The organism is Nocardia sp. XZ_19_369, from assembly GCF_015355715.1.
Classification (GTDB): domain Bacteria; phylum Actinomycetota; class Actinomycetes; order Mycobacteriales; family Mycobacteriaceae; genus Nocardia.
Map to the genome: position 1 here is coordinate 39,328 of NZ_JACVED010000009.1, position 26,268 is coordinate 65,595.

At 67.4% G+C, this 26,268-nt stretch carries 23 protein-coding genes; 14 read left to right on the plus strand and 9 right to left on the minus strand.

What is annotated here, in order from left to right; all coding sequences use genetic code 11:
• Positions 1–37 precede the first annotated feature (37 nt).
• On the minus strand, positions 38–814 hold the full coding sequence (locus IBX18_RS30825; protein WP_194837024.1) for an SDR family oxidoreductase: 777 nt from the start codon (positions 812–814) through the stop codon (positions 38–40).
• Positions 814–1,977, minus strand: a complete 1,164-nt coding sequence (locus IBX18_RS30830; RefSeq protein WP_194837025.1) for a hypothetical protein — start codon at positions 1,975–1,977, stop codon at positions 814–816. The genes IBX18_RS30825 and IBX18_RS30830 overlap by 1 nt, the downstream gene beginning before the upstream one ends.
• A 95-nt stretch (positions 1,978–2,072) precedes the next feature.
• On the opposite strand from IBX18_RS30830, the gene IBX18_RS30835 reads away from it, so the two are divergent.
• The 3 genes from IBX18_RS30835 to cysC are packed head-to-tail and all read left to right on the plus strand — an operon-like array spanning position 2,073 to position 5,769.
• Entirely contained in the window at positions 2,073–3,005 is a 933-nt protein-coding gene (locus IBX18_RS30835) for a helix-turn-helix domain-containing protein (protein ID WP_194837026.1), read from the plus strand.
• Positions 3,002–3,934: a sulfate adenylyltransferase subunit CysD gene (gene cysD / locus IBX18_RS30840; protein WP_194837027.1), complete on the plus strand. Its 933-nt coding sequence runs from the start codon at positions 3,002–3,004 to the stop codon at positions 3,932–3,934. Before IBX18_RS30835 ends, cysD begins: the two co-directional genes overlap by 4 nt.
• Positions 3,934–5,769, plus strand: a complete 1,836-nt coding sequence (cysC, locus tag IBX18_RS30845) for an adenylyl-sulfate kinase (RefSeq protein WP_194837028.1) — start codon at positions 3,934–3,936, stop codon at positions 5,767–5,769. The genes cysD and cysC overlap by 1 nt, the downstream gene beginning before the upstream one ends.
• A 57-nt stretch (positions 5,770–5,826) precedes the next feature.
• On the opposite strand, the gene IBX18_RS30850 is transcribed toward cysC, so the two are convergent.
• The gene (locus tag IBX18_RS30850) at positions 5,827–6,984 is read right to left on the minus strand and encodes an epoxide hydrolase family protein (RefSeq protein WP_194837029.1); all 1,158 of its coding nucleotides are present in this window, start codon (positions 6,982–6,984) and stop codon (positions 5,827–5,829) included.
• Positions 6,985–7,101: 117 nt separating this feature from the next.
• On the opposite strand from IBX18_RS30850, the gene IBX18_RS30855 reads away from it, so the two are divergent.
• Positions 7,102–10,059 (plus strand): helix-turn-helix transcriptional regulator, encoded by a 2,958-nt coding sequence (locus IBX18_RS30855; protein ID WP_194837030.1) that lies wholly within the window; start codon positions 7,102–7,104, stop codon positions 10,057–10,059.
• A 7-nt stretch (positions 10,060–10,066) separates the two neighbouring features.
• On the opposite strand, the gene IBX18_RS30860 is transcribed toward IBX18_RS30855, so the two are convergent.
• Positions 10,067–10,963 carry a PHB depolymerase family esterase gene (locus IBX18_RS30860; protein WP_194837031.1) on the minus strand — a complete coding sequence of 299 codons (897 nt, stop codon included), beginning with the start codon at positions 10,961–10,963 and terminating at the stop codon, positions 10,067–10,069.
• 45 nt (positions 10,964–11,008) lie between these two features.
• A complete protein-coding gene (locus IBX18_RS30865; protein ID WP_306796496.1) occupies positions 11,009–11,605 on the minus strand; it encodes a TetR/AcrR family transcriptional regulator in 597 nt (198 codons plus the stop codon).
• A 96-nt stretch (positions 11,606–11,701) separates the two neighbouring features.
• Between IBX18_RS30865 and IBX18_RS30870 the strand changes: the two genes are divergently transcribed.
• The 6 genes from IBX18_RS30870 to IBX18_RS30895 all read left to right on the plus strand — a co-directional run bounded on the left by IBX18_RS30870 (position 11,702) and on the right by IBX18_RS30895 (position 18,693).
• Positions 11,702–12,817, plus strand: a complete 1,116-nt coding sequence (locus IBX18_RS30870) for a hypothetical protein (RefSeq protein ID WP_194837033.1) — start codon at positions 11,702–11,704, stop codon at positions 12,815–12,817.
• 5 nt (positions 12,818–12,822) lie between these two features.
• Entirely contained in the window at positions 12,823–13,854 is a 1,032-nt protein-coding gene (locus IBX18_RS30875; protein WP_194837034.1) for a phosphotransferase family protein, read from the plus strand.
• Between the two features lie 151 nt (positions 13,855–14,005).
• Positions 14,006–15,127, plus strand: coding sequence for a CaiB/BaiF CoA-transferase family protein (locus IBX18_RS30880; protein ID WP_194837035.1), 1,122 nt, complete (start codon positions 14,006–14,008; stop codon positions 15,125–15,127).
• Between the two features lie 113 nt (positions 15,128–15,240).
• Positions 15,241–17,037 (plus strand): acyl-CoA dehydrogenase, encoded by a 1,797-nt coding sequence (locus IBX18_RS30885; RefSeq protein ID WP_194837036.1) that lies wholly within the window; start codon positions 15,241–15,243, stop codon positions 17,035–17,037.
• A 35-nt stretch (positions 17,038–17,072) separates the two neighbouring features.
• On the plus strand, positions 17,073–17,699 hold the full coding sequence (locus IBX18_RS30890; RefSeq protein ID WP_228542084.1) for a QsdR family transcriptional regulator: 627 nt from the start codon (positions 17,073–17,075) through the stop codon (positions 17,697–17,699).
• 1 nt (position 17,700) lies between these two features.
• A complete protein-coding gene (locus IBX18_RS30895) occupies positions 17,701–18,693 on the plus strand; it encodes a 1-aminocyclopropane-1-carboxylate deaminase/D-cysteine desulfhydrase (RefSeq protein ID WP_194837038.1) in 993 nt (330 codons plus the stop codon).
• A gap of 51 nt (positions 18,694–18,744) precedes the next feature.
• Here the strand turns inward: IBX18_RS30895 and IBX18_RS30900 are convergent, their stop codons facing one another.
• The gene (locus IBX18_RS30900; protein ID WP_194837039.1) at positions 18,745–19,329 is read right to left on the minus strand and encodes an NAD(P)-dependent oxidoreductase; all 585 of its coding nucleotides are present in this window, start codon (positions 19,327–19,329) and stop codon (positions 18,745–18,747) included.
• A gap of 68 nt (positions 19,330–19,397) precedes the next feature.
• Here IBX18_RS30900 and IBX18_RS30905 point away from each other — a divergent pair, with 68 nt between their 5' ends.
• From IBX18_RS30905 to IBX18_RS30915, 3 genes are all read left to right on the plus strand, one after another.
• Positions 19,398–20,864 carry a carboxylesterase/lipase family protein gene (locus IBX18_RS30905; protein ID WP_194837040.1) on the plus strand — a complete coding sequence of 489 codons (1,467 nt, stop codon included), beginning with the start codon at positions 19,398–19,400 and terminating at the stop codon, positions 20,862–20,864.
• A 70-nt stretch (positions 20,865–20,934) separates the two neighbouring features.
• Positions 20,935–21,966 carry a fused (3R)-hydroxyacyl-ACP dehydratase subunits HadA/HadB gene (locus IBX18_RS30910; RefSeq protein ID WP_194837041.1) on the plus strand — a complete coding sequence of 344 codons (1,032 nt, stop codon included), beginning with the start codon at positions 20,935–20,937 and terminating at the stop codon, positions 21,964–21,966.
• A gap of 27 nt (positions 21,967–21,993) precedes the next feature.
• Positions 21,994–22,476 carry a diadenosine tetraphosphate hydrolase gene (locus IBX18_RS30915; protein ID WP_194837042.1) on the plus strand — a complete coding sequence of 161 codons (483 nt, stop codon included), beginning with the start codon at positions 21,994–21,996 and terminating at the stop codon, positions 22,474–22,476.
• Between the two features lie 84 nt (positions 22,477–22,560).
• On the opposite strand, the gene IBX18_RS30920 is transcribed toward IBX18_RS30915, so the two are convergent.
• Positions 22,561–23,274 (minus strand): helix-turn-helix transcriptional regulator, encoded by a 714-nt coding sequence (locus IBX18_RS30920; RefSeq protein ID WP_194837043.1) that lies wholly within the window; start codon positions 23,272–23,274, stop codon positions 22,561–22,563.
• Between the two features lie 161 nt (positions 23,275–23,435).
• Between IBX18_RS30920 and IBX18_RS30925 the strand changes: the two genes are divergently transcribed.
• Entirely contained in the window at positions 23,436–24,098 is a 663-nt protein-coding gene (locus IBX18_RS30925) for a molybdopterin-dependent oxidoreductase (RefSeq protein WP_194837044.1), read from the plus strand.
• Here IBX18_RS30925 and IBX18_RS30930 read toward each other — a convergent pair whose 3' ends face one another.
• Together IBX18_RS30930 and IBX18_RS30935 are read right to left on the minus strand one after the other, a co-directional pair.
• Positions 24,099–25,010 carry a DMT family transporter gene (locus IBX18_RS30930; protein ID WP_228542085.1) on the minus strand — a complete coding sequence of 304 codons (912 nt, stop codon included), beginning with the start codon at positions 25,008–25,010 and terminating at the stop codon, positions 24,099–24,101.
• The gene (locus IBX18_RS30935) at positions 25,007–26,119 is read right to left on the minus strand and encodes a fatty acid desaturase family protein (protein ID WP_194837046.1); all 1,113 of its coding nucleotides are present in this window, start codon (positions 26,117–26,119) and stop codon (positions 25,007–25,009) included. The genes IBX18_RS30930 and IBX18_RS30935 overlap by 4 nt, the downstream gene beginning before the upstream one ends.
• Between the last annotated feature and the right edge of the window lie 149 nt (positions 26,120–26,268).

A 26,268-nucleotide genomic window follows, 5' to 3' on the forward strand; every position in this document is an offset into this window, starting at 1 on the left:
CATCTCCTCAATAATGGTGCGGGCAGGCCGCACCCGATCAGTGGTGGTATTCGCCGCCGTTGACATCCAGACAGGCCCCGGTGATCGCGCGCGCCATCGGCGAGGCGAAGAACACCACGGCGTCGGCGATCTCGTCGGGTTCGGGCAGCTTGCGCAGGTCGATGGTCTTCGCCGTCTCGGCGTAGACCGCCTCGGCGGTGATGCCGCGCTGCTCGGCGAGGTAGTTGAAGTACCACTTCAGGTTGTCGGCCCAGATGTAGCCGGGGGCAATGGTGTTCACCCGGATGCCGCGCGGCCCGAGCTCGGTGGCCAGGCTCTGCGCCAACGCGAGCAAGCTGGCCTTGGCCATCTTGTAGGGCCCGAAGGTACGCCGGGAATGCCGCAGCACCGCCGAGTTGATCATCACCACCGAGCCGTTGGTTTCGTCCAGCGCGGGGATGAACAGCCGCGTCAACCGCAGCGCCGCAAGCACATTGGTCTCGAACCCGGCGCGCACCTGATCCAGGTCCACGTCGGCGAGGTCAACGATCGGCGGAATCGCGAAGGCGTTGTTCACCAGGGTGTCCACCCGGCCGAACGCACTGTGCGCGGCCTCCACCAGATTCGCCGCGGCCGCTTCGTCGTTGATGTCGGTCGGCACGACGACCGCGCGCCTGCCGAGCTCGGTGATTTCCTTGGCCACCTCGGTGAGCCGCGATTCGGTCCGGGACGCGAGCACCACATCGGCGCCCGCCTTCGCGCTCTGCACCGCGATGGCGCGACCGAGCCCGGGGCCCACCCCGGAGACCACAACAACCTTGTCCTGCAACAACATCAGCCGAGCATCCTCTCCGCGACGGCGGCCTGCCGTACCGCGATTCGTGCGCGCCATTGGTCCGGCGTGACGCGCGCCTGGTCGTAGAACGGCAGGCGCTGCGCCAGTTCATCGACCGTCACCACCTCGACGGTCGGCCCGTCCTCGGGCTTCATCTCGCGCGCCAGCCGCTGCCAGCGGAACTGGAGATAGCCGCGGTCGTGCCCGGTGCGTTCGATCCAGTTCGCCAGCCCGGGGTTTCGCTCGCTGACCACCAGCCGGATCATGCCGTCGGGGTCCACGTGTGCCTGGTCGGCGGTGAGGCTGGTCTGGTGATTGATGTAGTCCAGCGACAGGTACCACATGCTGCCGAGCTGGAAACCCTGATACGGCGCATCGGATTTCGGCACGGTGATGATCATCGCCTGGTCGTCGGTCAGCTCGTAGTGACCGGCCGAGGAGAACTGCGTGGTGAGACCGCCCGGCGTGGACCGGGGTTCGGTCATCGTGTTCACCGGCAGGTTCAGGTAGAACCACTCCGGGAAGGCCAAGAAGGTCTTGATCCGGGAGATCAGCATCTTGCCCGCGACGCCGTAGCGCTTGGTCAGCTGGTCTTTCGTCAGCGGCGGCGGTGCGTCACCGATGCCGTCGACCCGCGCGATCCGGATCGTGCCCGGCTTCTCGACGGCCCAGTCGCTGTAGACCTCCCGGACCACCAGCATGGCGGAGTCGGCGGCGAGGTGCACATAGCCCGGCCGGGCTTCGCCGGGGCCGAGGCGCAGTTCGTAGGAACCATCGGGCCCGACTTCCAGGGCGCGGTCGTCGAAGGCGGTGAGGCTGTCCGGCACATCCACCGGCGAGTAGTTTCCGTTCAGCACCTGGAAGCTCAAATCCCTGGTGGTGCCGCGCTTTCCGGTGACCACGTACTCGGCGTCCGGGCGCAGATACGAGTGGTAGTAGAGCGTATCCGGGTTGTCCAGGCCCATCTTCGTGTACGGCCCGGTGGACTGGACGAAGAACGGGAAGTCCCGCTCGTAGGCCCACGCCATCTGTAAGGCGGCGCGAATGCTGCCCGCCAGATAGTCGTAGCCCTCGACGAGGTCCTGCTCGGTGCGGATGTGCGCGGCTCCGGTGATGATCTGCTCGGCGGCGGCGATGGCATCCGCGAACGGCTGTGTCAGCAAAGGGTCTCCAGTGGATCGGGCGCGGTGTTCCAAATATGTACCGCTCTGGTACATTCGGTGTGAGGCAAGATTAGAACGTGTTCTAGGAGTGGTCAATGGTCGGCCGTAGATCCGCACCCACGGTGCGGGTGGTGCAGGTACTGGATTTCCTCGTCGAGCAGCGCGGCAAGCGCTTCGGCCTGTCCGAGCTCGCCCGGGCGCTCGACCTGGCGAAACCGACCTGCCTCGGCATCCTCACCGAGCTCACCGCGGGCGGCTACCTGGTGCGCGACGCCGACACGCTGACCTACGGCCTCGGACCCGCGCTCATCGCCGCGGGCCGGGTCGCCCAGGACAGCTTCGCCATCTCCGCGCTCGCCCGCGCCGAGCTGGAGCGACTCACCGCGCGATACCGCACCACCTGCACCGCGTCCGCCGTGGTCGGCGAGCAGATCATGGTCCTGGAGAGCACCGGGCCGGGGATGGTCAAGGTCGGCGCGGCCTACCACTTCGCGCCGCCGGTCGGCCTGATGTACGTGCTGTGGGACACCGACGCGGCGTTCGACGCCTGGCTGGCCAAGCCCTCCACGGTGCCGCTGCAGCAGGACGAGGCGCGGCTGCGGCAGGTGGTCGCCGAATGCCGCGAGCGCGGCTACCTGGTGGAGAGCCTGACCGCGGCGGGCCGCAGGCTGTACTCCATGCTGGCCGGTTTCGCCGCCCACGATCTGCCCGATGAGCTGCGCGAACTGGTCGGCGAACTGGTCACAAGCCTCGGCGAGCGGGTGTACCTCGGCACGGATCTGCGGCCACGCAAGGAGCACCCCGTCAGCCTGCTCGCCGCGCCGACCTACGGCGGCGACGGCAGGCAGAACATGGTGTTGACCATGTATGTCGGCGCGTCCATCACCGGTGCCGAAATCGACCGGCGCGGAACAGCTCTGGTCGCGGCGGCGGACGCGGTGACCGCCGCCTCGGGCGGGCGCAAACCTGCCCGCAGCCCCGGCGAGCTGTTGCCAACGACCGAAACGTGTTCTAGTTTTGCGGTGTGAGCCAGTACGCGAAGTCGACGGCGAGCACCTACGAGCTGCCCCATCTGGACGTGCTCGAGGCCGAGTCGGCACATATATTCCGTGAAGTAGCGGCAACTTTCGAACGTCCGGTGTTGCTGTTCTCCGGCGGCAAGGACTCGGTGGTGATGCTGCACCTGGCGGCCAAGGCCTTCTGGCCGGCGCCGCTGCCGTTCCCGGTGCTGCACATCGATACCGGACACAACTTCGATGAGGTGATCGCCTTCCGCGACGAGACGGTCGCGCGATTCGGGCTGCGGCTGGTGGTCGGCAGCGTGCAGGACGACATCGACGCGGGCCGGGCGGTCGAGGAGACCGGACCGCGCGCCTCCCGCAACCGATTGCAGACCACCACGCTGCTGCGGTCGATCCAGGAGGGCGGCTTCGACGCGGTCTTCGGTGGCGCGCGCCGCGACGAGGAGAAGGCCCGCGCCAAGGAGCGGGTGTTCAGCTTCCGCGACGAGTACGGCCAGTGGGATCCGCGCAGCCAGCGACCGGAACTGTGGAACCTCTACAACGGCAAACACCGTGCGGGCGAGCATATTCGGGTGTTCCCGCTGTCCAACTGGACCGAGCTCGACATCTGGACCTACATCGCCGCCGAGAGCATCGACCTGCCACCGCTCTACTACGCGCACCGCCGCCCGGTGGTGCAGCGCGACGGAATGCTGTTGGCGCACACCCGCTTCCTGCAGCTCCTCGACGGCGAACAGCCGCACGAGACGACGGTGCGCTTCCGTACGGTCGGCGACGCCACCTGCACCGGCTGCGTCGAGTCGACCGCGGCCACCCCCGCCGAGGTGGTCACCGAGGTGGCCGCGGCCCGGGTCACCGAGCGTGGCGCCACCCGCGCCGACGATCGAATCTCCGAGGCGGGCATGGAAGATCGCAAACGAGAGGGCTACTTCTGATGACCGCAACACTGCTGCGTCTCGCCACCGCGGGCAGCGTCGACGACGGCAAATCGACCCTCATCGGCCGGCTGCTCTTCGATTCCAAGACGATCTTCACCGACCAGCTCGCCGCCGTGGAGCGGACCAGCCGCGACCGCGGCGACGACTACCCGAACCTGGCCCTGCTCACCGACGGACTGCGCGCCGAACGCGAACAGGGCATCACCATCGACGTGGCCCATCGCTACTTCGCCACGCCCCGACGCAAATTCATCATCGCCGACACCCCCGGCCACATCCAGTACACCAGGAACATGGTGACCGGCGCGTCCACCGCCGACCTCGCGTTGATCCTGGTCGACGCGCGCAAGGGCGTGGTGGAGCAGACCCGCAGGCATGCCTTCCTGGCCAGCCTGCTCGGCATTCCGCACCTGGTGCTGTGTGTCAACAAGATGGACCTGGTGGACTGGTCGCAGGCCCGGTTCGAGGAGATCCGTACCGAATTCGCCCAGTTCGCTTCGAAACTCGACATCTTCGACCTGACCTTCGTGCCGATGTCGGCGCTGGACGGGGAGAACATCGTGCACCGCGGCGCGAGCATGCCCTGGTACGAGGGCACTCCCCTGCTGCATCACCTCGAAGAGGTGCACATCGCCTCCGACCGCAATCTCATCGACGCGCGGTTCCCGGTGCAGTACGTAACCCGCAGTCACGCACAGGATTTCCGTGGGTATGCGGGCACAGTGGCGGGCGGCGTGTTCAAGCCCGGCGACGAGGTCGCGGTGCTGCCTTCGGGTTTCACCACCACCGTCGAGGCCATCTGGGGTCCGGGCGGCAAGCCGGTCACGGAAGCCTTTCCGCCACAGGCGGTGACCATGCAGCTCGCCGACCACCTCGACGTGTCCCGCGGCGACATGATCTGCCGCCCGAACAACCGTCCCACCGCCGGACGCGATCTCGACGCGATGGTCTGCTGGTTCGCCGACGAGTCACAACTGACCCCGGGTGCCACCTACACCATCCGGCACACCACCCGCACCGCCACCGTCGAGGTGCGCACGCTGGACTACCGGCTCGACGTCAATACCCTGCACCGGGACGAGCAGGCGGAGTCGTTGTCGCTCAACGAGATAGGCCGCGTCCAGCTGCGCACCCGGCAGCCGCTGCTGTTCGATCCGTATCGGCGTAATCGGTTCACCGGCAGCTTCATCCTGGTCGACGACACCACCAACAACACCGTCGGCGCAGGCATGATCACCGGCCCGAGCCTGCCGTCCTCGCGGGTGGTCTGGCATTCCACCGCGGTTGGGCGGGACGAACGGGCGACCCGTGGCCTCACGGTGTGGCTTACCGGCCTGTCCGGTTCGGGAAAGTCGACCGTCGCAGTGGAACTCGAACGCCGACTGGTCGCGGCGGGCCGTCCCGCCTTCCTGCTCGACGGGGACAACCTGCGGCACGGACTGAATGCCGACCTCGGCTTCAGCGCCGCCGACCGGGTGGAGAACGTGCGCCGGGTCGGTGAGGTGGCCCGGCTCTTCGCCGAAGCCGGTGTGGTCGCGGTGGTTTCGTTGATCAGCCCGTACCGCGCCGACCGAGACCGCGTCCGTGCGACCCACCTGGCGGCGGGCATCCCGTTCGTGGAGGTCTTCGTCGACACGCCCCTGGATATCTGCGAGGCCCGGGATCCGAAGGGCATGTACGCCAAGGCTCGTGCGGGCGAGATCCGCGGCTTCACCGGTATCGATGACCCGTACGAGTCGCCCACCGAGGCCGAACTCGTGCTGCGTCCCGACGACGGCGATCCGGCGGCGATGGCGGCCACCATCCTCGCCCGGCTGTCGGGTCTCGACTGAACGAACCGATCAAGGGGCAGGCAGCGGATTGCTGCCTGCCCCTTCCTCTTTCGTGCTTCAGCTCAGCGAGCGGAAGAACTCCCGGATATCGCCGGTGAGCAGGTCGGGCACCTCGAGGGCCGGGAAATGGCCGCCGGAGTAGAACTCCGACCAGTGCGTGATGTTGTGCGCCTTCTCGGCAAAGCGCCGGATGGCGTAGTCGCCGTCCTTGAATACCGCCACGCCCGTCGGCACGGTGCCCTTCGACGCGGGGGCGAACATGCTCGTGTCGTGGAACCGCTCATAGTAGAAATTGGCTACGCTGCGCGCGGTCTCGGTGAACCAATAGATGCTGACGTTGGCCAGGATGCGGTCCTTGTCGATCGCCTGCTCGGGCAGTTCGTGCGACTGGTCGACCCACTCCTTGTACTTCTCCACGATCCAGCCGAGCTGCCCGGCCGGTGAGTCGGCTACCAGTTGCGCAATCGTGTTCGGGCGGGAGCCCTTCAGGTTCATGTAGGCCGCGCCGTCGTCCTGGAACTGCTTCATCCGGCCCAGCCGCTGCCGTTCGGCCTCGGTCAGCGCGGCCATATCGCCCGGGTCACCGCTCGGGAAGGTGACCAGCGCGTTGACGTGCACGCCGAGCACATGGTCGGCGTCCACCCGGCCGAGCCGCGGTGCGATGAACGCGCCGTGGTCGCCACCCTGCACCCCGTACCGGTCATAACCGAGCCGCGCCATCAGTTCGGCCAGTGCGGCGGCGACGCGGTCGTCGTGCCAGCCCGCCTCGGTGACCGGGCCGGAGAAGCCATACCCCGGCAGCGACGGGATGACCAGATCGAAAGCGGGTGCGTCGGGCGCACCGTGGGCCTTCGGGTCGGTGAGCGGGCCGATCACGTCGAGGAAGTCGACCACTGAGCTGGGCCAGCCGTGCAGCAGGAGCAGCGGGATGGCGTCGGCCTCGGCGGAGCGGATGTGCAGGAAATGCACGCTCTGCCCGTCGATGGTGGTGATGAACTGCGGGTGCTTGTTCAGTTCGGCTTCGATGGCGCGCCAGTCGAATTCCGCCGCCCAATAGTCGGCCAGGTCCTTCAGGTAGGCGGTCGGCACGCCGCGCTCCCAGCCGGTGCCGGGCAGGTCGTCGGTCCAGCGGGTGCGGGCCAGCCGGTCGTGCAGATCGTCGAGGGCGGCCTGCGGGATCTCGATGCGGAAGGGGCGGATCTCGGTGCTTGTCATGCCATTAATACTTCGGGTAACGAGGGGGCATGCGAATCACAAGAATTCGTTATATCGGTGAGGACAAAGGTCTTTACGGGGTTGGCACAAACCGCGTGGTCCGTGCATGATCGCGGGGTGGTGAGCCTTCCAGTCTGCGGTGCCTTCGTCGGGCGGGCCGCGGAAGTGTCGGCGCTGCTGGCGACCTATCAGAATCCGGCGGTGCATACCGTGCTGATCGCCGGGGAAGGCGGACTCGGCAAGTCCCGGTTGGTCGCCGAGTTCACCTCGCGGCTCAGCGCGGACACGGTGGTGTTGACCGGGCGGTGTCCCGAATTCGGCAATGGTGTGCCGTATGCGCCGTTCGTGTCGGTGCTGCGCGCGGTGGTGCGGGAGCTCGGGGTGGATCGGCTGGCCATGTTGCTTCCGGTGGTCCGGCCGGCGTTGGCGCGGTGGTTGCCCGAGCTGGCGGCGCGCGCCGGGTCGGCCGAGGGGGAGGCCGATCGGATTCGGTTGTTCGGGGAGATCCTTACCGTGCTGGAGCAGCTCGCGGTGGGCCGGCCCGTGGTCGTCGTGCTGGAGGATCTGCACTGGGCCGATGATTCGAGTCGGGAACTGCTGGCGTTCCTGGTCGCGAATTCGGCGCAGCGCGATCTGCTGCTGGTGGGTACCTATCGTCCCGCTAATTCGGCCGCGACGCGCAGACTGGTCGCGGGGCTGCGGCGGGATCCTGGTGTGCGGCTGGTCGTTCCGGAGCCGCTGAACCGGCACGAGGTGGGCAGGCAGCTGGCCGCGCTGTACGGTCGCGAACCCGAGCCGGGAACTATCGCGCGAATCTATGAGCGCAGCAAAGGGATTCCGTTGTTCGTCGAGGCGCTCAGCACGTCGCCCGAGGACACGCCCGCCGATCTGTCCGAGTTGTTGCTGGGCTATCAGGCCACGCTGCCGCCGGAGACGCAAGCGCTGCTGCGGCTTGCCGCGGTTGCGGGGTCGCCGGTGCGGCACACGTTGCTCGAATCGGCCACCGAACTCGACCAGGACGCCTTGCATCGCGCGCTTCGTCAGCTGATCGATCAGCAGCTCCTCACTGCGGACGACACCGGGTACGAGTTCCGGCACATGCTGATTCGCGACGCCGTCTACGACCACCTGCTGCCCGCAGAACGGAAACGCCTGCACGCCCGGCTTTCCCAAGTGCTTACCGGCGATGCTGAAACATCGAGCACCGCCGCACTGGCCTATCACGCACATGCCGCCGGTGAGTTGCCGCTGGCACTCGGCGCCTCTTGGAGGGCGGCGGTGGAAAGCGCAGGCGCGCACGCTGAACGGCTGCACCATCTCGATCGAGTCCTCGAACTCTGGGACAGCGTGCCGGATGCCGCCGAACGTCTTGCCGTCGATCGGCTCCAGGTGCTCGAGCAGGTCGTCGAGACCTGCTATCTCGGCGGCATCGTCGAACGCGGCATAGCAGCTGCTGACGAAGCGCTGCCGCTGGTGGATACCGGCAACGCGCCGGAGCACGCCGCCCGGCTGTTCTACCGGCGGGCCACCCTGAAGAATCAGAGCGGCAAGGGATGTGGCGACGATCTGGTACGCGCCTCAGCGTTGCTTCCCACGCGCCCGCCAACCCTCCTGCGCGGCGAGGTGCTGGCCGAGCTCGCCGCCGCCCAGGTCTTCAGCGGCGACGCGGCCGAGGCCGGATGCAACGCGCTGGCCGCCGTCGAGGTGGCCGAACAGCTCGGCGCCATGCCCCTGGCCGCCCGCGCTTACGCCTACCTCGGGCTGGCCACCGCCAGATCCACCAGCGCCATCACCCGCCCCGCCAGCGCCACCACCCAATTCGCCAGCGCCACCGCCCGACCCGACAGCGCGACCGCCCGATCCACCAGCACCGCGACCCGAACCGACAGCACCGCTGCCCGAACCGGTAATGGCACCAAGCAGCCCGACAGCGTCCCTGCGCAACCAGACAGTTCCGTCGCCTGTTTCGAGAAAGCTCACGCCGCAGCGACTGCGGCGGCGGACGCGCAGACGCTGCTCAGTGTGGTGCTGTGGGAATCGGCGGTGCTCGTCGCGGCGGGGGATTACGCGGCGGCGATCGCGGCGATCCAGCAGGGCCTGCGGGCTGCCCACGAAACCTTCCGCTTCGCCGAGGCCAGTCCTATTCTGCTGGTCAAATGGGCGCAGGCGCTGACCGCGCTCGGCCGATGGCCGGAAGCGCTCACCCTCATCGATGAATCTCTGACCGACCACCTGCCGCCGCTCAGTAAGGCGGCTCTGCTGCTCTCGCACGCCAGAATTGTGCTGGCGCAGGGTGATTCGACCGCCGCGGATACCAGCGCGAACACCGCCGCCGGTCTGTTGAGCGACGGACCGTGGGCACGGCAGTACCAGATCCAACTACGCACCGTGCAGTGCGCGACCGCACTCGCTCTCGGTCAGACACACCGCGCGGCCGAGATCGCCGTCGAGACCCTGTCCGCCGACGACCTCGCCGCACACCATCACGAAGTGTGGCCATTGCTCGCCCTCGCAGCCCGAATCGATGCAGTACCAATAGATCTCGACTCGATCGCCGACTCCCTGCCGGTCACCACTGCCGTCGACGCCGCCCATCGCGCCGACCGCACCGCCGCGTGGCCCGAAGCCGTATCAGCCTGGCGAGCATTGAATCAGCCCTACGAACTGGCCCGCAGCCTCCTCGGTGCCGCCGAATCCGAACTGGCAGAAGGCAACCGGCCCATGGCAAAAGCAGCCCTGCGCGAAGCCGCCACTATCGCCGCCGATCTCGGCGCCACTCCCCTGCTCGCGACGGTCCGTCAGACAGCCGACCGAGCCGGACTCACCCTGGCCGACCGGTCGCCCGAACCGTCGACCGCAAGCCCGTCGACCTTCGGCCTCACCCCGCGCGAACTCGACGTACTACGCCTGGTCACCAGGGGATTGAGCAACCGTCAGATCGCCGCCGAACTCTTCATCAGCGGCAACACCGCGGGCGTGCACGTTTCCCGCATCCTCACCAAACTCGGCGTCGCCACCCGCACCGAAGCGGCCGCCGCCGCCCACACGCACCAACTGGTGGCGAACGAAGGCTGATCAGCGGTCATTTCGAGTGCGCCGCGAAGAACTCCCACAGCAGATCGGTCGCGTTCACCCCGGCGTCCGGCTCGGACAGCGTGCCCTGCGCCGCACCTGCCCACCCGTGACCCATCTCGGGAATCCGGTAGACCTGGACCTCGCTGCCGTCGCCGCACCTGGCTGTCGTGCGGGTGATCCCCTTGGCCGAGGTAACGGCCGGTGCCGCGGGCGCGCACGCAAGTCGCTGCTGCCACTGTGTGATTCCGGTTTCGAACTGGCCGTTGTAGCGGTCCCGGCCACCGAGGAAGGTGATCACCGAAACCGGTACGGCAGGTTTGTAGGACTCCTCCTCGGCCTTCGCGCCGATGAAGCCGCCGCTGACCGGAGCGATGGCGGCGAAGGTGCCGGGTAGTTCCACCGCGAGCTTGAAAGACATGTCGCCACCATTGGACATACCAGTGGCGTAGACGCGCTTCGGATCCGCCTTCCACTCGGCGACCATCGCGGCGACGACCGTCCGGATGAAACCCACGTCGTCTTCCGTACCGCAGCAGATCAAGGCGTTGTACGCGCGGGAATACCCCTCCGGGTAGACGACGAGGAAGTTCTCCTTGTCCGCCTTGGCATTCAAGCCGGAGGTGGTGGCGATCTGGGCGGCGTCACCCGGGTAGGAGTGCATGGCAACGACCAGCGGCAGGGCGGCACTCTCCTGGTAACGCGGCGGCGTGTGCACTACGTAAGATCGCTGCTTTCCACCGAATTCGAGGCGGACGGTTCGATCCTGATCTGTACCGCGCGTAGTGGTGACCGGTGGCGGCTGGGCAGTCGGTGTGTCCTCCGGCGCGGACGAGTCCGTGCACGCCGAGATGCTGAACAGACAAACAACACTGGCGATGGCGGCAAAGCCACAAAGCCGACCCATCGAATCACTATGACACCGAAGCCGGTTCCGCGAGGCGACTCGCCGTCAGGTTCCGGCACGTATTATCGCGTGCAGGGCGTCGGCCGTTCGGAGACAGAAGGTTTCGGCGTCGTCCAGGCCGTGTGTCACCCCACGGATGAGGGTGCGCGAAACGAGGATCTCGAAAACCAGGTCGGCGGTGGCGGATTCGTCGGCACCCTCGGGGATGGCGGACGCGATCCGGTCGGCGAGGGCTTTGCGGGCGGGGAGGTCGGCGCGGTCGTGTAGTGCGCGGTAGCGGGCGGGGTCGTGGTGGTATGCCGAGATCAGGCCGGGCACGGCGGCGCGCGTGGCAGGCTCGGCGACCCGTTCGAGAAACAGGCGGGCCCAGGCGATCAGGTCGGCGTGCAGGTCCTCGGTTACCGCTGGCAGCCACAGGGTTTCGGAGCCGAAGACCGCGTCCTCGATCAATGCCTCCTTGCCGGGCCAGCGGCGGTAGATGGGCGCGGTGCCGACGCCGGCGCGGCGGGCGACGGCGGCGATGGTGACGTCCTGGTAGCCGAGCTCGGCGAGCAGCGCGCGGGTGGCTTCGAGCACTGCATGGTCGATCTGGCTGTCGCGCGGGCGGCCCGCGGCGGAGCGGGCGGGGTCGGTGGACGTCACACGGCGCAGCGTACCGGGCGAGAATCGGCGAAACAAATACGTTGCGAAGCGCAACGTAATATATTGACCCGCATCAGTTCTATGAAGGGAAGTTCGGTGCTCGTACCCGACGACGAAATGCTGTGCCACCAGCTGGCAACCACGTTCGACCATGTGGCGCAGAGCGATCTGCGCTGGACCGAGCGGGTGGTGATGTACGGCTTCGACACCTCCGGTGAGGTGAGCGTGATGACCGGCCTCGCCCGCTACCCCAATCGCAACGTGATGGACGCCTACGCGATGGTCACCATCGGCGGCAAGCAGGCGCGGGTGGTCCGCCTCTCCACCGAATTCCACGCTCCCCGTGCGTCGTTGGACGCATGGACGGTCGGCCCTTACACCTACGCGGTCACCGAACCGCTGCTCGGCACCCGAGCGACGTTGGGCGGCAACGAGCACGGGCTGAGCCTGCACCTCGACTTCCACGGAACCTTCCCCGCCTATGAGCAGACACCGGCGTTCCATCGGTCCCGCGGCCGGGTGCGTGAGGACGCCAGGCGCTACTACCAGAACGGCGTCGTCACCGGCTGGATCGAACTCGACGGCAGGCGCATCGATATAGACCCCGAGCAGTGGTGGTTCGGCCGCGACCACTCCTGGGGCGTGCGCCACGGTCCGGGCGGCGGCAGCCCGGAGGAGGGGCCGGGGCTACAGCCCACCGAGGTACCCGACGGCGTCCTCTACTACATGGGCATCTTCCAATTCGACGACCAGCTCGTGCATTTCGCGCAGCGCGAGACGAGCACCGGACAGCGCTGGCAGTTCGAGGGCGAGGTGTTGTACCCGCTCGCCACCGGCCGCGCCCCGACGCCGATCATCGATGTCGAGCACGAGCTGACCTTCGAGCCGGACCTGCGGGTGATATCCGGCGGCACCTTCACCGTGCACCAGGCCGACCGCACCAGCACCACCCTCGAGGTGCAACCCAGCTGCCGCTTCTGGCCCGGTCTCGCCGGATACAACGAATACCGCGGCTACGCGTCGGGCATGTGGCGCGGCCCCGCGTTCAGCGACGGATTCACCGTCGACCTCACCGATCTCGACCAGATCGGGCCGGTCAGCCTGCTCAGCGAAACTCTGTGCACGGTACGGATGGGCGACCAGGTCGGGCACGGCCTGGTCGAGATGGTCTGCGTGGGTAGCTATCCGCGCTACGGCTACACCGGATGGTGACCGCGATGACCGTACGTCCGACCCCCGAACAGCTACCACCGCTGCTGGAAAAGGTGATCCGCCAGCGCATTCCGCACGCCGACCAGGCCACCGTCGTCGGTTGGCAGCGCGCGGAGCAGGGCTTCGCCTCCGACACTTACCTTTTCGATGTCGAGGGTATCGATGGCGCGGAAGCACCGCTGGGCCTGGTGTTCCGACGACCGCCCGAGGTGCCCCTGTTCCCCGACTACGATCTGCGCCGCCAGTTCGTCGTGATGAAACGCCTTGCGCCCACCGGCATTCCGGTGCCAACGGTGCGCTGGATCGACACCGGCACCGCCGACCTCGGCAGCCCCTACCTGATCATGGACCGCATCGAGGGCGGCCGGACACCGAGCGATGTGCCGCCGTACCACGAATCCGGCATGTACCTCGCGGCCGCGCCGCACGAGCGAACGACCATGTGGTGGGGCTGCGTCGACACCATGGCCCGGCTGCACCAACTCGATCCGGCGGCGCTGCGCCTGGACTTCCTGCGCCTCCCCCGATTCGGCAACCACCCCGTCGAAGAGGCCGTCAGCTATCTCGACTGGGCCGTGCACTGGGCGGCGCCGCACATCCCCGACACCATCGAGCGGGCGATCACCTGGCTCCGCGACAACCGCTACGACCCCGAATGCCTCGCCCTCTGCTGGGGTGACTCCCGGCTGTCGAACATGCTGTACGACAAGGATTACGCGGTGATCGGCGCGCTGGACTGGGAGGTCGGCCACCTCGGCGACCCCGAGTCCGACCTCGCCTGGCTGCTGCTCACCGACTGGGTGTCCAGCGAATACCTCGGCAAGCCGCGCCTGCCCGGCACACCGACCCGTGCGGACACCATCGCACGCTACGAAGCCGCCACCGGCCGCCCGGTCCGGCGGCTGCGCTACAACGAGATCCTCGGCGCGGTCCTGCTCTCCGTCGCGCTGCTCCGGATATCGACCTACCTCGACATGGGCGACCTGTCGGCGGTCGCCGTTGCGCGGCTGGAGTTACTGCTCGGTGGGGAGGCGTAGGCGAAAAGATGAGCGCTACGGTCACCCCCTTCCGAGCGCGACGGTCATTGGCCGTACCCCGCAACCGGCCTAGCCTCGGGAACACCGATCCGGACGGGCGGAATTCGGCCGTGGCCGCGTGCCCTCGTCGAGGACGACAGAGAGCGGAGACATGGGACCACTGCACGGAGTGAAAGTCATCGAGATCGCCAGTCTCGCGCCCGGCCCGTTCGGCGCGATGATCCTGGCCGATCTCGGCGCGGAGGTGCTGCGCGTGGACCGTGGCGGCGCACCCGGCGAGGGCATCGTCTCGCCAGAGGGGCCGCTGGATCGCGGAAAGCACTGCATCACACTGGATCTCAAGCAACCAGCGGATCGGGAGACACTGCTCGCGCTCGCCGACCATGCCGACGTGCTCATCGAGGGGTTCCGTCCCGGTGTCGCCGAACGCCTCGGCTTCGGCCCCGCCGAGCTCGCCGCGCGCAACCCGCGCCTGATCTACGGCCGGATGACCGGGTGGGGACAGGACGGCCCGCTGGCCCGCACCGCCGGGCACGACATCGATTACATCGCGATCTCCGGCGCGCTCGGGTTGGTCGGCCGCGCCGGGGAGCCGCCGGTGCCGCCGGCCAATATGCTCGGCGACTACGCGGGCGGTGGCCTGCTGCTCGCGCTCGGCGTGCTCGGCGCGCTGTACGAACGGGAACGGTCCGGCAAGGGGCAGGTGATCGACGCGGCCATGGTCGATGGTTCCGCCCTGTTCACCGCGTCCATGCACGGGCTGCACCATCTCGGCCTGTGGAACTTCCCGCGCGGCGAGAACATGCTCGACGGTGGCGCACCGTTCTACGACACCTACGAGTGCGCCGACGGCCGGTACCTCGCGGTCGGCTGCGTGGAGATCCCGTTCTACAACCAGATGCTCGCCATCCTCGGTATCGACGACCCCGAGCTGCCGTTCCAGCTCGACAAGAACGGCTGGCCGCAGCTCAAGGAGGTGCTCGGCGCGAAGTTCAAGGAGCGCACCCGGGACGAGTGGGCCGAGATCTTCGCGGGTTCGGATGCCTGCGTCGCGCCGGTGCTGAGTCCGTGGGAGGCGCACGAGCACCCGCACAACAAGGCCCGCAACGCGTTCATCGAGGTCGACGGCGTACTCCAGCCCGCGCCGGCGCCGCGGTTCGACCGCACGCCGGTCGACGTCCCCGCTCCGCTCAGTTCCGATCCGGAACAGGTGCGAAAGCTGCTGTCCGGCTGGGGTGTTCACGCCGACCACATCGAACGGGTGACCAGCTGATCCGAGTTCGACTCGAGGCCCCCTCCCGTCCGCTACCTTCGATCCATGGCCGGCCCACTGCATCCGCGAACCGTAAGATACAGTGGTCGTCACATGTCTCGAAAGGACGGCTGATGCGTTCGACGCTGCTTTCCCGGCGCGATCTCGACTTTCTGCTCTACGAGTGGCTGAATGTCGAGGAGCTCACCAAACGTGGGCGCTACGCCGATCATTCGCGCGAGACCTTCGATGCCGTGCTCGAGCTCAGCGAGCAGCTGGCCACCAAATACTTTGCGCCGCACAACAAACTCAACGATGCGAACGAGCCGACCTTCGACGGTGAACGGGTCACCATCATTCCCGAGGTGGCCACGGCGCTGGCCGCCTTCGCCAAGGCCGGATTGCCCGCGGCGGCAATGGATTACGAGCTGGGCGGCGCGCAGTTGCCGGTGACCGTCGCGCAGGCCGGCTACGCCTGGTTCCAGGCGGCGAACCCCGGCACCTCGGGCTACTCGTTCCTCACCGTCGCGAACGCGAACCTGCTGCTCAGCCATACCGGGCCGGAGTTCACCGAGCGATTCGTCCGCCCGATGCTGGAGGGCCGGTTCTTCGGCACGATGTGCCTATCCGAACCGCAGGCCGGTTCGTCGCTGGCCGACATCGTCACCAGGGCCGAACCGCAGGACGACGGCACCTACCGGCTGTTCGGCACCAAGATGTGGATCTCCGGCGGCGATCACGAACTCGGCGAGAACATCGTGCACCTGGTGCTGGCGAAGATCCCCGGCGGCCCGGCGGGCACCAAGGGCATCTCGCTGTTCGTCGTGCCGCGGTTCCTGGTCGACGACGACGGCGCGGTCGGCGAACGCAACGATGTCGCGCTGGCCGGACTCAATCACAAGATGGGCTTCCGCGGCACCGTCAACACCGTGCTGAACTTCGGCGAGGGCCGCTGGACCCCGGGCGGCGCGGCGGGCGCCGTCGGCTACCTGGTCGGCGAGCCGCACCGCGGGCTGTCCTACATGTTCCACATGATGAACGAGGCGCGCATCGGCGTCGGCCTGGTCGCGACGGCGCTCGGTTACACCGGCTACCTCGAATCCCTCGACTACGCCCGCACGCGCACGCAGGGCCGGGCCAAGCTGCCCGCCGACCCGTCGGCGCCGCAGCGGCCGATCATCGAGCACGCCGACGTCAAGCGAATGCTGTTGGCGCAGAAGGCTTACACCGAGGGCGCGCTGGGGCTGGTGCTCTACTGCGCCCGGCTGGTCGACGAGCAGCACACCGCCGACTCGGACGAGGAGAAGCGGGCGCTCACCCTGCTGCTCGATATCCTGACCCCGATCGCCAAGAGCTGGCCGTCGCAGTGGTGCCTGGAGGCGAACAACCTCGCCATCCAGGTGCTCGGCGGTTACGGCTACACCCGCGAGTACAACGTCGAACAGCACTACCGGGACAACCGCCTCAATCCGATCCACGAGGGCACCCACGGCATCCAGGGCCTGGATCTGCTGGGGCGCAAGGTAACCCAGCAGGGCGGCGCGAGTCTGATCGCCCTCGCCGGCCGGGTGCAGAACACCGTGACCGCCGCCCGCGCGGCAGGTGGCGAGGCGGCCGAGCTGGCCGAGCAGCTGGATGCGGCGTGGCAGCGGCTGGTCGAGGTGACCGCGGGATTGTTCGCCGGCGGCGACGTCGAGGCCGCGCTGGCGAACAGCTCGGTCTACCTCGAAGCCTTCGGCCATCTGGTGCTGGCCTGGATCTGGCTCGAGCAGCTGCTGGCCGCCACCGGGCACACCGGCGACTTCTACGACGGTAAGCGGCACGCGGCGCGGTATTTCTACCGCTTCGAACTGCCCAAGACGGCCCCGGCATTGGATCTGCTCGCCCGCCTCGACACCACCACCCTCGAGATGCGCGACGCCTGGTTCTGATTCGGTACACACCTGGGAGGATGTACCATTTTTCGATGACCACCCCGAGCCAGCGAACCACCCGCCCACCAGGACGACCGGCGTCGGCGACCCGCGAACAGGTCATCGCGCTGGCCCGGCAGGCCTTCCTGGCCGGTGAACGGGTGGACATCCAGGCCATCGCGGCCGAGCTCGGGCTCAGCCGCGCCTCGGTCTATCGCTGGTTCGGGTCCCGCGAGGGGGTGCTCGGCACCGTGCTGGCCGGCGAGTTCGCCGCGCTGCTCACCCGCGCCGACGCCCGGCGGCGCTCGACCGGGGCCCGGCGCATCCTCGACGTGCTGTATCGGGTGAATCGCTGGATGACCGACAACGTGCCGTTCCGGCGGTACTTCGAGAACGAGCCGCTGTCCGGGCTGCGAATCCTCACCGCCAGCGACGGGCCGGTGCAGCCGCTGGTGGTCACCACCGTGCGCGAGCTCATCGCCCGGGCCGAGCGCGAGGACGGCTACCGGCCGCCGGTCGAACCGGACCTGCTCGCCTACGCGCTGGTCCGCCTCGGCGAGGCCTTCCTGTACAACGATAATGTCGCAGGCATCAGCGGAGATGTCGACCGGCTGCACGCGGTGCAGGCCGCGCTGCTCGGCATCCCCGAGGCGATCACGAGACCTGCCACAGGAAGCTGACATGTCGGACGCATTGCTGCACAAGCGTTTTCCTGACCTCACCGACTCGCTGCCGTACGTGCGGCTCGGTACCGCGCCGACCCCGATCCGACGGCTCGACGTCGGCACCGGAGCTCCGCTGTGGTGCAAGGACGACGGTCGCTACGGCGACGGCGGCTGGGGCGGCAACAAGGTCCGCAAGCTCGAATGGCTACTGCCCGAGGCGCATCGGCGCGGCGCACGGACGATCTTCACCGTCGGCGGCACCGGCACCAACTGGGGGCTCGCCACCGCACTGTACGGCCGCGAGCAGGGCATCGAGACCGTGCTCGCGCTGGTCGACCAGCCGATGGACGACCATGTCCGCGTGCAACTGCGGCGACTGGAGAACTCCGGCGCCACAGTGCATTTCACGCACACCAAGCGGCGCACCCTGCTGACGGCTCCGTGGTTGTACCTGCGGCACATGCGGGGCCGTAAGCGGCCCTACTACCTGCCGGTGGGTGGCTCGTCGCCGATCGGCGCGCTCGGCTATGTCGAAGGGGCGCTCGAACTGGCCGAGCAGATCGCTGCCGGTGCGATGCCGGAGCCGAGTCATATCGTGACAGCCGTCGGATCAGGCGGCACCGCAGCAGGTTTGGCGCTGGGTCTGCGGCTGGCCGGGCTCAGCACCCGGGTCGTCGGCGTCGTAGTGAACGACGCACTCCCCCTCGATGCCCCGCACATCGTCCGCCTGGCCGCGCGTGCGGAGCGGCTGTTGCGGTCGCGCGGTGCACGATTCGAGCCGACCGGCCTACGCCCCGACGACCTGACCATCACCACGGACTGGCTCGGCCCCGGCTACGGTCACCCCACCCCCGCCGCCCACGAGGCGCAGTCCCTCGCGGCGCAGGACGGGCTCCAGCTCGAAACCGTCTACACCGCCAAGGCATTGGCCGCGGCACTACACCTGGATACCGCTAACTTTTTCGGTGCCGGGCCGGTGCTGTTCCTCAACACGTACGGTCCCCGGTAACGCGCACTTCCACTCCGACTGGGCGCGGAGACCACTACATGCCCGATGCGCCTACGCCGCGTCGGCGACGATGATCACTCCTGTCGACGCCTCGAGCAGCGGAATCGTCCGTGCCGCAGCGTCATACACGTGCACGCGGGGGTGCGGTGGATGCTGGTCTTCGTAATAGGTGCCGGGGCCGTAGAACTGGCCGTACTTCACGACGACACCGTCGATGTCGAGGACAGCCGCCTCGTGGTCCTGGATGACCTGGCCGCGGCCGCCCGCCGGTTCCCAGGCGATGCTCTGCGCCAGGAATCGCTTGGCTCCGGCGGCGCGGGCGGCGGCGATGAGGTTGCGGGTGCCCTCGGTGCGGATGCGGGCGTTCGCCTCGGCCCGTTCCGGGAGCAGGGTGGCGTCGTCGGGGAGATCGGTCAGCTGGTGCATCACCAGGTCGGGGCGGAAGTCGACGACGGCCGCGGTCAACGCGTCCAGATCGTAGACGTCGCAGATCACCGGTACCGCTCCGGCGTCGCGTACCTGGCCGGCCTTGGCGGCCGATCGGGTCATGCCCGCGACCTCGTGCCCGGCCTCTACCAGCAGCGGGACCAACCGTGTTCCGATGACGCCGGTCGCGCCGGCCAGAAAGATCCGCATCATTCCACCCTAGTGACCCGGTCGGGTGTGAGACGTTCAAGGTGTCGTCGGCGAGGTGAGGAATCTTGATGCATGCGTCAGTAGTCGCGCTACCCCAGGGCAAAGTCCGCGGCAATGCCACCGGGTCGGTGCGTGCGTTCCTCGGAATACCCTATGCGGCAGCGCCATTGGGTGCGGCGCTGTTTCAGGCGCCAGGCCCGGCGCCCAGTTGGGATGGGGAACGGGATGCGACCAGCTTCGGGCCGACCGCTCCGCAAGTGGGTTATCCGGAGCACTTGCGCTCGATCTTGCACAACCCGATCATCGACGGGCCCGAATTTCTGAACCTCAATGTGTGGACCCCCGATCCGACGGCCACGGGCCTGCCGGTGATGGTGTGGATTCACGGCGGGGGGTTCCGGCTCGGTTCCAGCGCTGTCTCCGTATACGACGGGCACGCGTTCGCTCGTGATGGGGTCGTGCTGGTCAGCATCAACTATCGCCTCGGGGCCATCGGATTCGCGGCGATCGACGGGTGCCCGGCCAATCGTGGTCTACTCGACCAGATCGCCGCGCTCCAGTGGGTTCGCGACAACATCGCGTCGTTCGGCGGGGATCCAGAGCGAGTCACCATCTTCGGCGAATCCGCGGGTGCCATGAGCGTCGCCACCCTGATCGCCTCGCCCTTGGCCACGGGTTTGTTCCAGCGCGCGATCATTCAGAGCGGCCATGGAAACGTCGCCTCGACGCTCGAGGACGCGCGACTCGTAGGCGCCGATTTCGTCGGGCGTCTAGAGACCGCTCCCGAAGACGCCAGTATCCCCGTAGTGCTCGAAGCGGAGCGAAACCTGGTGCTCGATTTCATGGTCCAGCAGCTCCCTCGCCGCTGGGGCGAGTCCTCCATTGCCGCAGGGTTGGGGCAGATGGCTTTCGTGCCCACGATCGACGGCCACAGCCTCACGCAACTCCCCCTCGACGCCATCGCGGGAGGTGCTGCGGACGGCATTCCGCTCATGGTAGGCAGCACCGCCGACGAATTTCGCCTGTTCACGACGCCTGCGGGACTCAGCGCCACGCTGACCCCGGAACTACTCGCCAAAACGCTGACCTCCCGCGGACTCGACCCGGCCGTCGCCGACGTCTATGCGGCCAACCGACCCGGTGCGAGCCCGGGCGACCTGCTGGCCGCCATTTTCACCGACTGGGCGTTCCGGATCCCCGCAGTCCGGTTGGCCGAAGCAGCAGCCACCGCGCATGTCTACGAATTCGCCTGGCCCACTGCTCATCTGGATCTGCGCGCCTGTCATGCCCTCGAAATCGCCTTCGTCTTCGATACCTTGACCGCCGAGGGCACACCGATGCTGGTCGGCACCGACGTGCCGCCCCAAACCCTCGCCTCCGAAATGCACCACGTCTGGGTCGATTTCGCGCACGGACGTAATCCCTGCTGGGCCCCCTACGACGCGGGTACCCGGACCGTCATGACCTTCGACGCTCCACGCTCCCACGCCGTGTCCAATCCGCGTGCCGACGAACTCGCGATCTGGCTCGACTGACCGCCAGTGGGTTCCGTCCTGCGTGGGCCGTTTACGATGTGCGCGGGGATCTGCAGCGAGGAGCGGCTTGATGGAAGCGACGTTCGATGTGGCCGCACTGGTCGGCCATCACTATCGTGCGGACGACTATTACGAGGTCGGCCGGGAGAAGATCCGCGAATACGCGCGTGCGGTGCAGGATTTCCATCCCGCGCACTGGAGCGAGGACGCCGCCGACGAGCTCGGCTACGCCGGCTTGGTCGCGCCGACCACGTTCGTCTCGATCCCCGCGATGCTGGCCAACCGCAAGCTCTTCGAGTCCGTCATCACCGGTTACGACGTGTTCGTGCAGACCGACCAGGTCTTCGAGATGTACCAGCCGGTGGTCACCGGTGATCGGCTGATCAGCGATGTCGAACTCGCGTCGGTGCGCCGCATTGCGGGCAACGATCTGCTCACCATCAAGAACACCTTCACCGACCAGACCGGGCGGGTCGTGCAGGTCATGCACACCACTGTCGCGGGCATCACCGGCAATGACGTCGCCGCCGGGATCGGCGACGCGATCGAGCGGGTGATCATGCACGGCATCGAGCTCCCCTCCCGCGCCGCGCCCGCCTCGAGCACCCCCGGCGAATCGACCCGGACCGCCGCGCCGAGCACGAGCCTGTCCGAGGTCTCCCGAACCCGGCTCCCGCGCACCGCGATCCGCTTCGAGGACCTCACCGTCGGCGACGAACTCCCGCCGCGCACCAACCAACTCACCCGCGGCGACCTCGTGAACTACGCCGGTGTCGCGGGCGATGCCAACCCCATCCACTGGCACGACGCCATCGCCACCCTGACCGGCCTGCCCGACGTGATCGCCCACGGCATGCTCACCATGGGCCTCGGCGCCGGTTTCCTCACCGACTGGCTCGGCGACCCGGGCGCCATGACCCGCTACGGCGTCCGCCTCTCCAACTACACCGTCGTCGACGCCCGCTCCATCGGCACCGTCGAATTCACCGCCCGCGTCAAATCCCTCGACCCCGAAACCCGCTCCGCCGTCCTCGTCCTCGTAGCAAAATCCGCAGGCCGCAAAATCTTCGGCCTCGCCACCGCCGAAGTCCGCCTCGCGTAAGCCACCGAAAGGTTGGGTTCATCCGCGATGAGTGCAGACTTTCGCACTGACCGCATCGGCAGCGCCCTGCGCGGCGAAAACCCTACTGTGCTGCGGAGGTTGGACGCCGGGTTTGCCGTGATAGGCGACGTTCAGTTCCTGCCGGGATACTCGGTATTGCTCACCGACGATCCGGAGGCGCAACGGCTGTCCGATCTGCCGAGGGCCAAACGGATTGCCTTTCTGACCGACATGGACCGGCTGGGCGAGGCCGTCGAGCGGGCCTGCGCGAGTCTGGACCCGGCGTTCCGGCGAGTGAATCTGGAAATTCTAGGCAACGCCGATAGCTTCCTGCATGCGCACGTATGGCCACGATTCGATTGGGAACCAGTCGATTTAGTGCACCTGCCGGTGTGGCTGTACCCCCGCGAAAATTGGAGCGACGAGCGATACGCGCTCGGTCCGCGGCATTCCGCACTGCGGCAGGCCATTGCGGCTGAGCTGGACCAGACCGCGCGGCGGTCTTCCTGACCAGCTGGGCACGCACCTGGTTGCCGGAGACGGGAAACTCGACGGCATCGGCGCATCCCTGGCTCGGCGCGAGAGGTCGAACTGCTACGAATCGGCGCTGAAGGTCATTTCGCTGATCAGAATTGCTGGGGAGAGGCCGAAGGTTTTGGTGCAGACGCGGGTGAAGTGGGCGCCGTCGTAGAAACCTGCGGTGTGGGCGGCGTCGGTCAGGGTGTGGCCGAGGGCGATGTGGTCGATGGCTCGGGACATGCGGAGCCAACGGACGTAGGGGCGGAACGGGAGTCCGGTCTCCGCCGAGAACAGATGGCCGAGCCGGCTTTCGGATACACCGACCGCGGCGGCCACGTCCCGCAATCGGACCGGGCCTGCCGCGACGAGTTCGGGTAATCGGCGCACCGCCGCGGTGAGCGCGGGGTGACGCATGGCTGCGGCGGTCGGCTTGGCGTAGGGCAATCCGTCTGCCCACCAGCGGTTTTCGCCGAGCCCGGCCAGCAGCGTGGCTCCTGCGGCCGCCCATGCCTCGGCGGATTCGGGTTGCGCCACCGTCCGGCTCAATTCGATCCCGTCGGCGGATTCGGCGGCCAGCTGCACCATTTCACCGTCCACCACACCTTGGACCATTTCGTGGGCGGCATCGGCGGGAATCACCGCCGCCGGGCAGGTGACCATTGTCGCATCGGCATCGGCCACGATGAATTCACCGCGGCGGGCAATGAGCACCTGAACCGAATGGTGGGCATGCATCTTCGCCGGCGACAAACCGCCACGATAGGACAGCACACCGGGCCGGATAGTCATCTCTCCGAAACACGACAAAGCCTAGTCCCCCTTCGATGAATCCCTAACTGCTCCACCCACGTTAGGTTTCTCACAGCGCACCGATAGGTGCCTATCGCCCAGAATACTCATAACGCCCAACGCGTCCCGCATATACAACGTCGTATAGAACGAGGATCGACATGACACTTCCCCCGGGCCAACGCGCCGTCGACGGCTTCCCGCGCTTCGGCACCCATCTGCATCACCCACCGCCGCCGGTCCCCGCCGACCCCGCGATCGAGATCAGCGGACCCCTGACCGAGACCCTCACGCTGTCGATGGCCGAACTCGCGAACATGCCCCGGAAACAGCTCGATGCTGACTTCCACTGTGTCGCAGGATGGTCGGCCACCGGCCTGCGCTGGGAGGGAACCGCGTTCGAGCCCCTCTACCGCACACGGATCGAACCGCTGCTCCAGTCCGGCGCGACGATCAGCCACGCGGTCTTCGAAGGCCTCGACGGCCACCGGGCGATCGTGCTGCTCGAGGACGCCCTGGCCGCCGACGTGCTCATCGCCGACCGCCTCGACGGCCAGCCCTTGAACGGCGACCACGGCGCACCCATCCGACTGGTCAGCCCCCACCAGTACGGCTACGTCAACACGAAACACCTGTGCCGCATCGAATTCCACACCACCGCACCCGTGGATCCGGAACGCTGGTCCCCCCTCGCCGCCCACCGCAGAGCCCGCGTCTGGCAGGAGGAACGCCACCGCTACCTCCCCGGCCGCTTCGTCCGCCCCATCTACCGCACACTCATCGGCCCGATCCGCGCCCTGAGCGCGCGAGGCAGTCGCGAATGACTAGGGCGACCCCGCTGTGCTGACCTGCCGAGTCCCTCGGGCGGCGAGCACCACTCCGACGCCGACTATCCCGGCGCCGACGAAACGCAGGGGCGAGCTTTCCGAGACGCCCAGCAGTACGCCGGTCACCAACGCACACACGGGCACAACCCCCGCGAACGCACCGGCCGTTTCCACCGGGATTCGATCCAGCGCCGCGTACCACAGGAGGAAGGCACCGGCCGACGCCACTACGGCGAGATAGAGGATCGCCGCCGATTCCCCCATTGTGGGCAGGCGGGCGGTCGGCACATCGATCAGCACCGCGACGATTCCGCAGAGAACCGCGCCTGCGGTAGCGGCGTAGGTGGCCGTGGCCTTCGCGCCGATCTCCCGCACCAGCGGGATGGCCACGAGCGAGAACGCGCACTCGCCCGCGAGCGCACCCGCGGCGAGGAGCAGTCCGACCGGATCGGCCGCAGCACCGGACCACTGCACGACGACCGCACCCGTGGTCACGATGCCTGCGGCCACCACTGCCCGCATCGTCGGCGAGCGACGAGCCATCAGCGGACCTGCCAAAGCCAGCACCACCGGCACCGCACCGACAACCGCGCCGACCACACCCGCATCGACCCGTTGCAGCGCGAGCACCAGGCAGATATTGAAGCCGGCGAGTCCGGTCGTCCCCAGCACTCCGATCCTGGTGAGCTGCGCCGTGCTCACCCGAGGCAGCCGCCCCCAGAAGAGGGCGAACATCAGCGCGGCGGCGATCCCGTACCGCACGGCTTGCCCGGTCATGATCGGGAACTCGGTCAGCGCCGTCGTCGCGGCGATCGCGGAGCCGACCGCGACACTGGAGCCCAAGGCCAGTAGCGTCCCGAGCCAAGCACCGGATCGTTGCTCAGCGGCTCGGGACACACTGAGGCTCATACGATTTCGCTCGATTCCGCTGGACGCAGCGCCGTCACTGGGCAAGATTGCACGCGTCCCGCCATCATCTCGCGGCGATGTTCGCAGAGCTGCGGATGACGGGCCCGGAGCTCGGCCAGCCGTTCCGGCTGGAGCACGTCCTGCACGACTGCGGGTTGACACCGGTTGCGGGCGAACAGGAAACCGTCGCAGTGGTGAGCGTCCTGGTAGGACGGTGTCGCCTGCAAGGTCTCGTGCAGCTGGCGAATCCGGTAGTGCGGTACCGCTTGGTACAGGTGGTGGGCAAGATGCCAATTGGAATTATGCGGTGCGAGGAATTGCCGAACCAACCACGGCGCATCCCAACTGCGCGTCGCCTGCCACGGATTGTCCGACCGCAATCCGGCGTGATCGGCGATATCGCTCCAGTACCGCAGAATTTGATAGAAGGTCACGTATGGGACTACCCACAGGAGCAGGAATTCCAGACCGGCACCGGCCACCAGGAAGGCTGCGGACACCACACCCAGGAAAAGGAACCGAAGGCGCGTTTCCTTACGATCCTCGTCCCGTCCGATGAGATCCGCCGTCACCTGATACGGCACATGTGTCATCAGGAGCGGCTTCAACAGGTGCCGACGCACGAATTGCTTCATATCGCGCGGATTCACCAGTCCGAGCCGCATATAGCCGAGCAATTTCGGATCACGACGATCGTCCCAGAGGTGACGATGATGTTCGCAATGCGCACACGTGTACGCCGACAACCCGGAGAAGATCGGCCATGCGATGAACACCCGCCCGAGCCACTTGTTGGCAGGCCCGTGACGAGTGAGTTTCAGGTGGCTGGCCTCGTGCATCAGGCTGCGCAGCGCGCGCTGCCTGCCCGCGATGATGATCACCCCGGCCAGGTACACCAACGGTTGAAAATCGAAGTGCACGACGACTACCGCCGAACCGATAATTACCAGCCAGTCGGCTAACAATCCTAGCGGACCGTGCCAATTGTCCCTGCTGTTATGAATATCCTTGACGGCCTCTTTCGTCTCCGGAGAAAGTTCTCGTTTGAAGCCACCACTCGACGGTCGCGAAGCTCGACATCTTTGCTGAACTCTGTCTTCTTGCGGCATTGCCGTATATCCCCACTCGAATCACCACACGGCATCGACCCGGTCGACACCGCGGCCGGATAGTGCAGGTCCAGCGAATTCCAGGCAGCCACGATAACGATGTCCCCCGTGAATTGAACGCATTTCTCCCCGACTCCACCCGGCTGAAT

Coding starts and splice junctions, on each gene's coding strand:
- IBX18_RS30825 (WP_194837024.1), bottom strand. CDS start 814: ATGTTGTTGCAGGACAAGGTTGTTGTGGTCTCCGGGGTGGGCCCCGGG.
- IBX18_RS30835 (WP_194837026.1), top strand. CDS start 2,073: ATGGTCGGCCGTAGATCCGCACCCACGGTGCGGGTGGTGCAGGTACTG.
- cysC (WP_194837028.1), top strand. CDS start 3,934: ATGACCGCAACACTGCTGCGTCTCGCCACCGCGGGCAGCGTCGACGAC.
- IBX18_RS30850 (WP_194837029.1), bottom strand. CDS start 6,984: ATGACAAGCACCGAGATCCGCCCCTTCCGCATCGAGATCCCGCAGGCC.
- IBX18_RS30860 (WP_194837031.1), bottom strand. CDS start 10,963: ATGGGTCGGCTTTGTGGCTTTGCCGCCATCGCCAGTGTTGTTTGTCTG.
- IBX18_RS30875 (WP_194837034.1), top strand. CDS start 12,823: ATGACCGTACGTCCGACCCCCGAACAGCTACCACCGCTGCTGGAAAAG.
- IBX18_RS30880 (WP_194837035.1), top strand. CDS start 14,006: ATGGGACCACTGCACGGAGTGAAAGTCATCGAGATCGCCAGTCTCGCG.
- IBX18_RS30885 (WP_194837036.1), top strand. CDS start 15,241: ATGCGTTCGACGCTGCTTTCCCGGCGCGATCTCGACTTTCTGCTCTAC.
- IBX18_RS30890 (WP_228542084.1), top strand. CDS start 17,073: ATGACCACCCCGAGCCAGCGAACCACCCGCCCACCAGGACGACCGGCG.
- IBX18_RS30895 (WP_194837038.1), top strand. CDS start 17,701: ATGTCGGACGCATTGCTGCACAAGCGTTTTCCTGACCTCACCGACTCG.
- IBX18_RS30900 (WP_194837039.1), bottom strand. CDS start 19,329: ATGCGGATCTTTCTGGCCGGCGCGACCGGCGTCATCGGAACACGGTTG.
- IBX18_RS30905 (WP_194837040.1), top strand. CDS start 19,398: ATGCATGCGTCAGTAGTCGCGCTACCCCAGGGCAAAGTCCGCGGCAAT.
- IBX18_RS30910 (WP_194837041.1), top strand. CDS start 20,935: ATGGAAGCGACGTTCGATGTGGCCGCACTGGTCGGCCATCACTATCGT.
- IBX18_RS30915 (WP_194837042.1), top strand. CDS start 21,994: ATGAGTGCAGACTTTCGCACTGACCGCATCGGCAGCGCCCTGCGCGGC.
- IBX18_RS30920 (WP_194837043.1), bottom strand. CDS start 23,274: ATGACTATCCGGCCCGGTGTGCTGTCCTATCGTGGCGGTTTGTCGCCG.
- IBX18_RS30925 (WP_194837044.1), top strand. CDS start 23,436: ATGACACTTCCCCCGGGCCAACGCGCCGTCGACGGCTTCCCGCGCTTC.
- IBX18_RS30930 (WP_228542085.1), bottom strand. CDS start 25,010: ATGAGCCTCAGTGTGTCCCGAGCCGCTGAGCAACGATCCGGTGCTTGG.
- IBX18_RS30935 (WP_194837046.1), bottom strand. CDS start 26,119: ATGCCGCAAGAAGACAGAGTTCAGCAAAGATGTCGAGCTTCGCGACCG.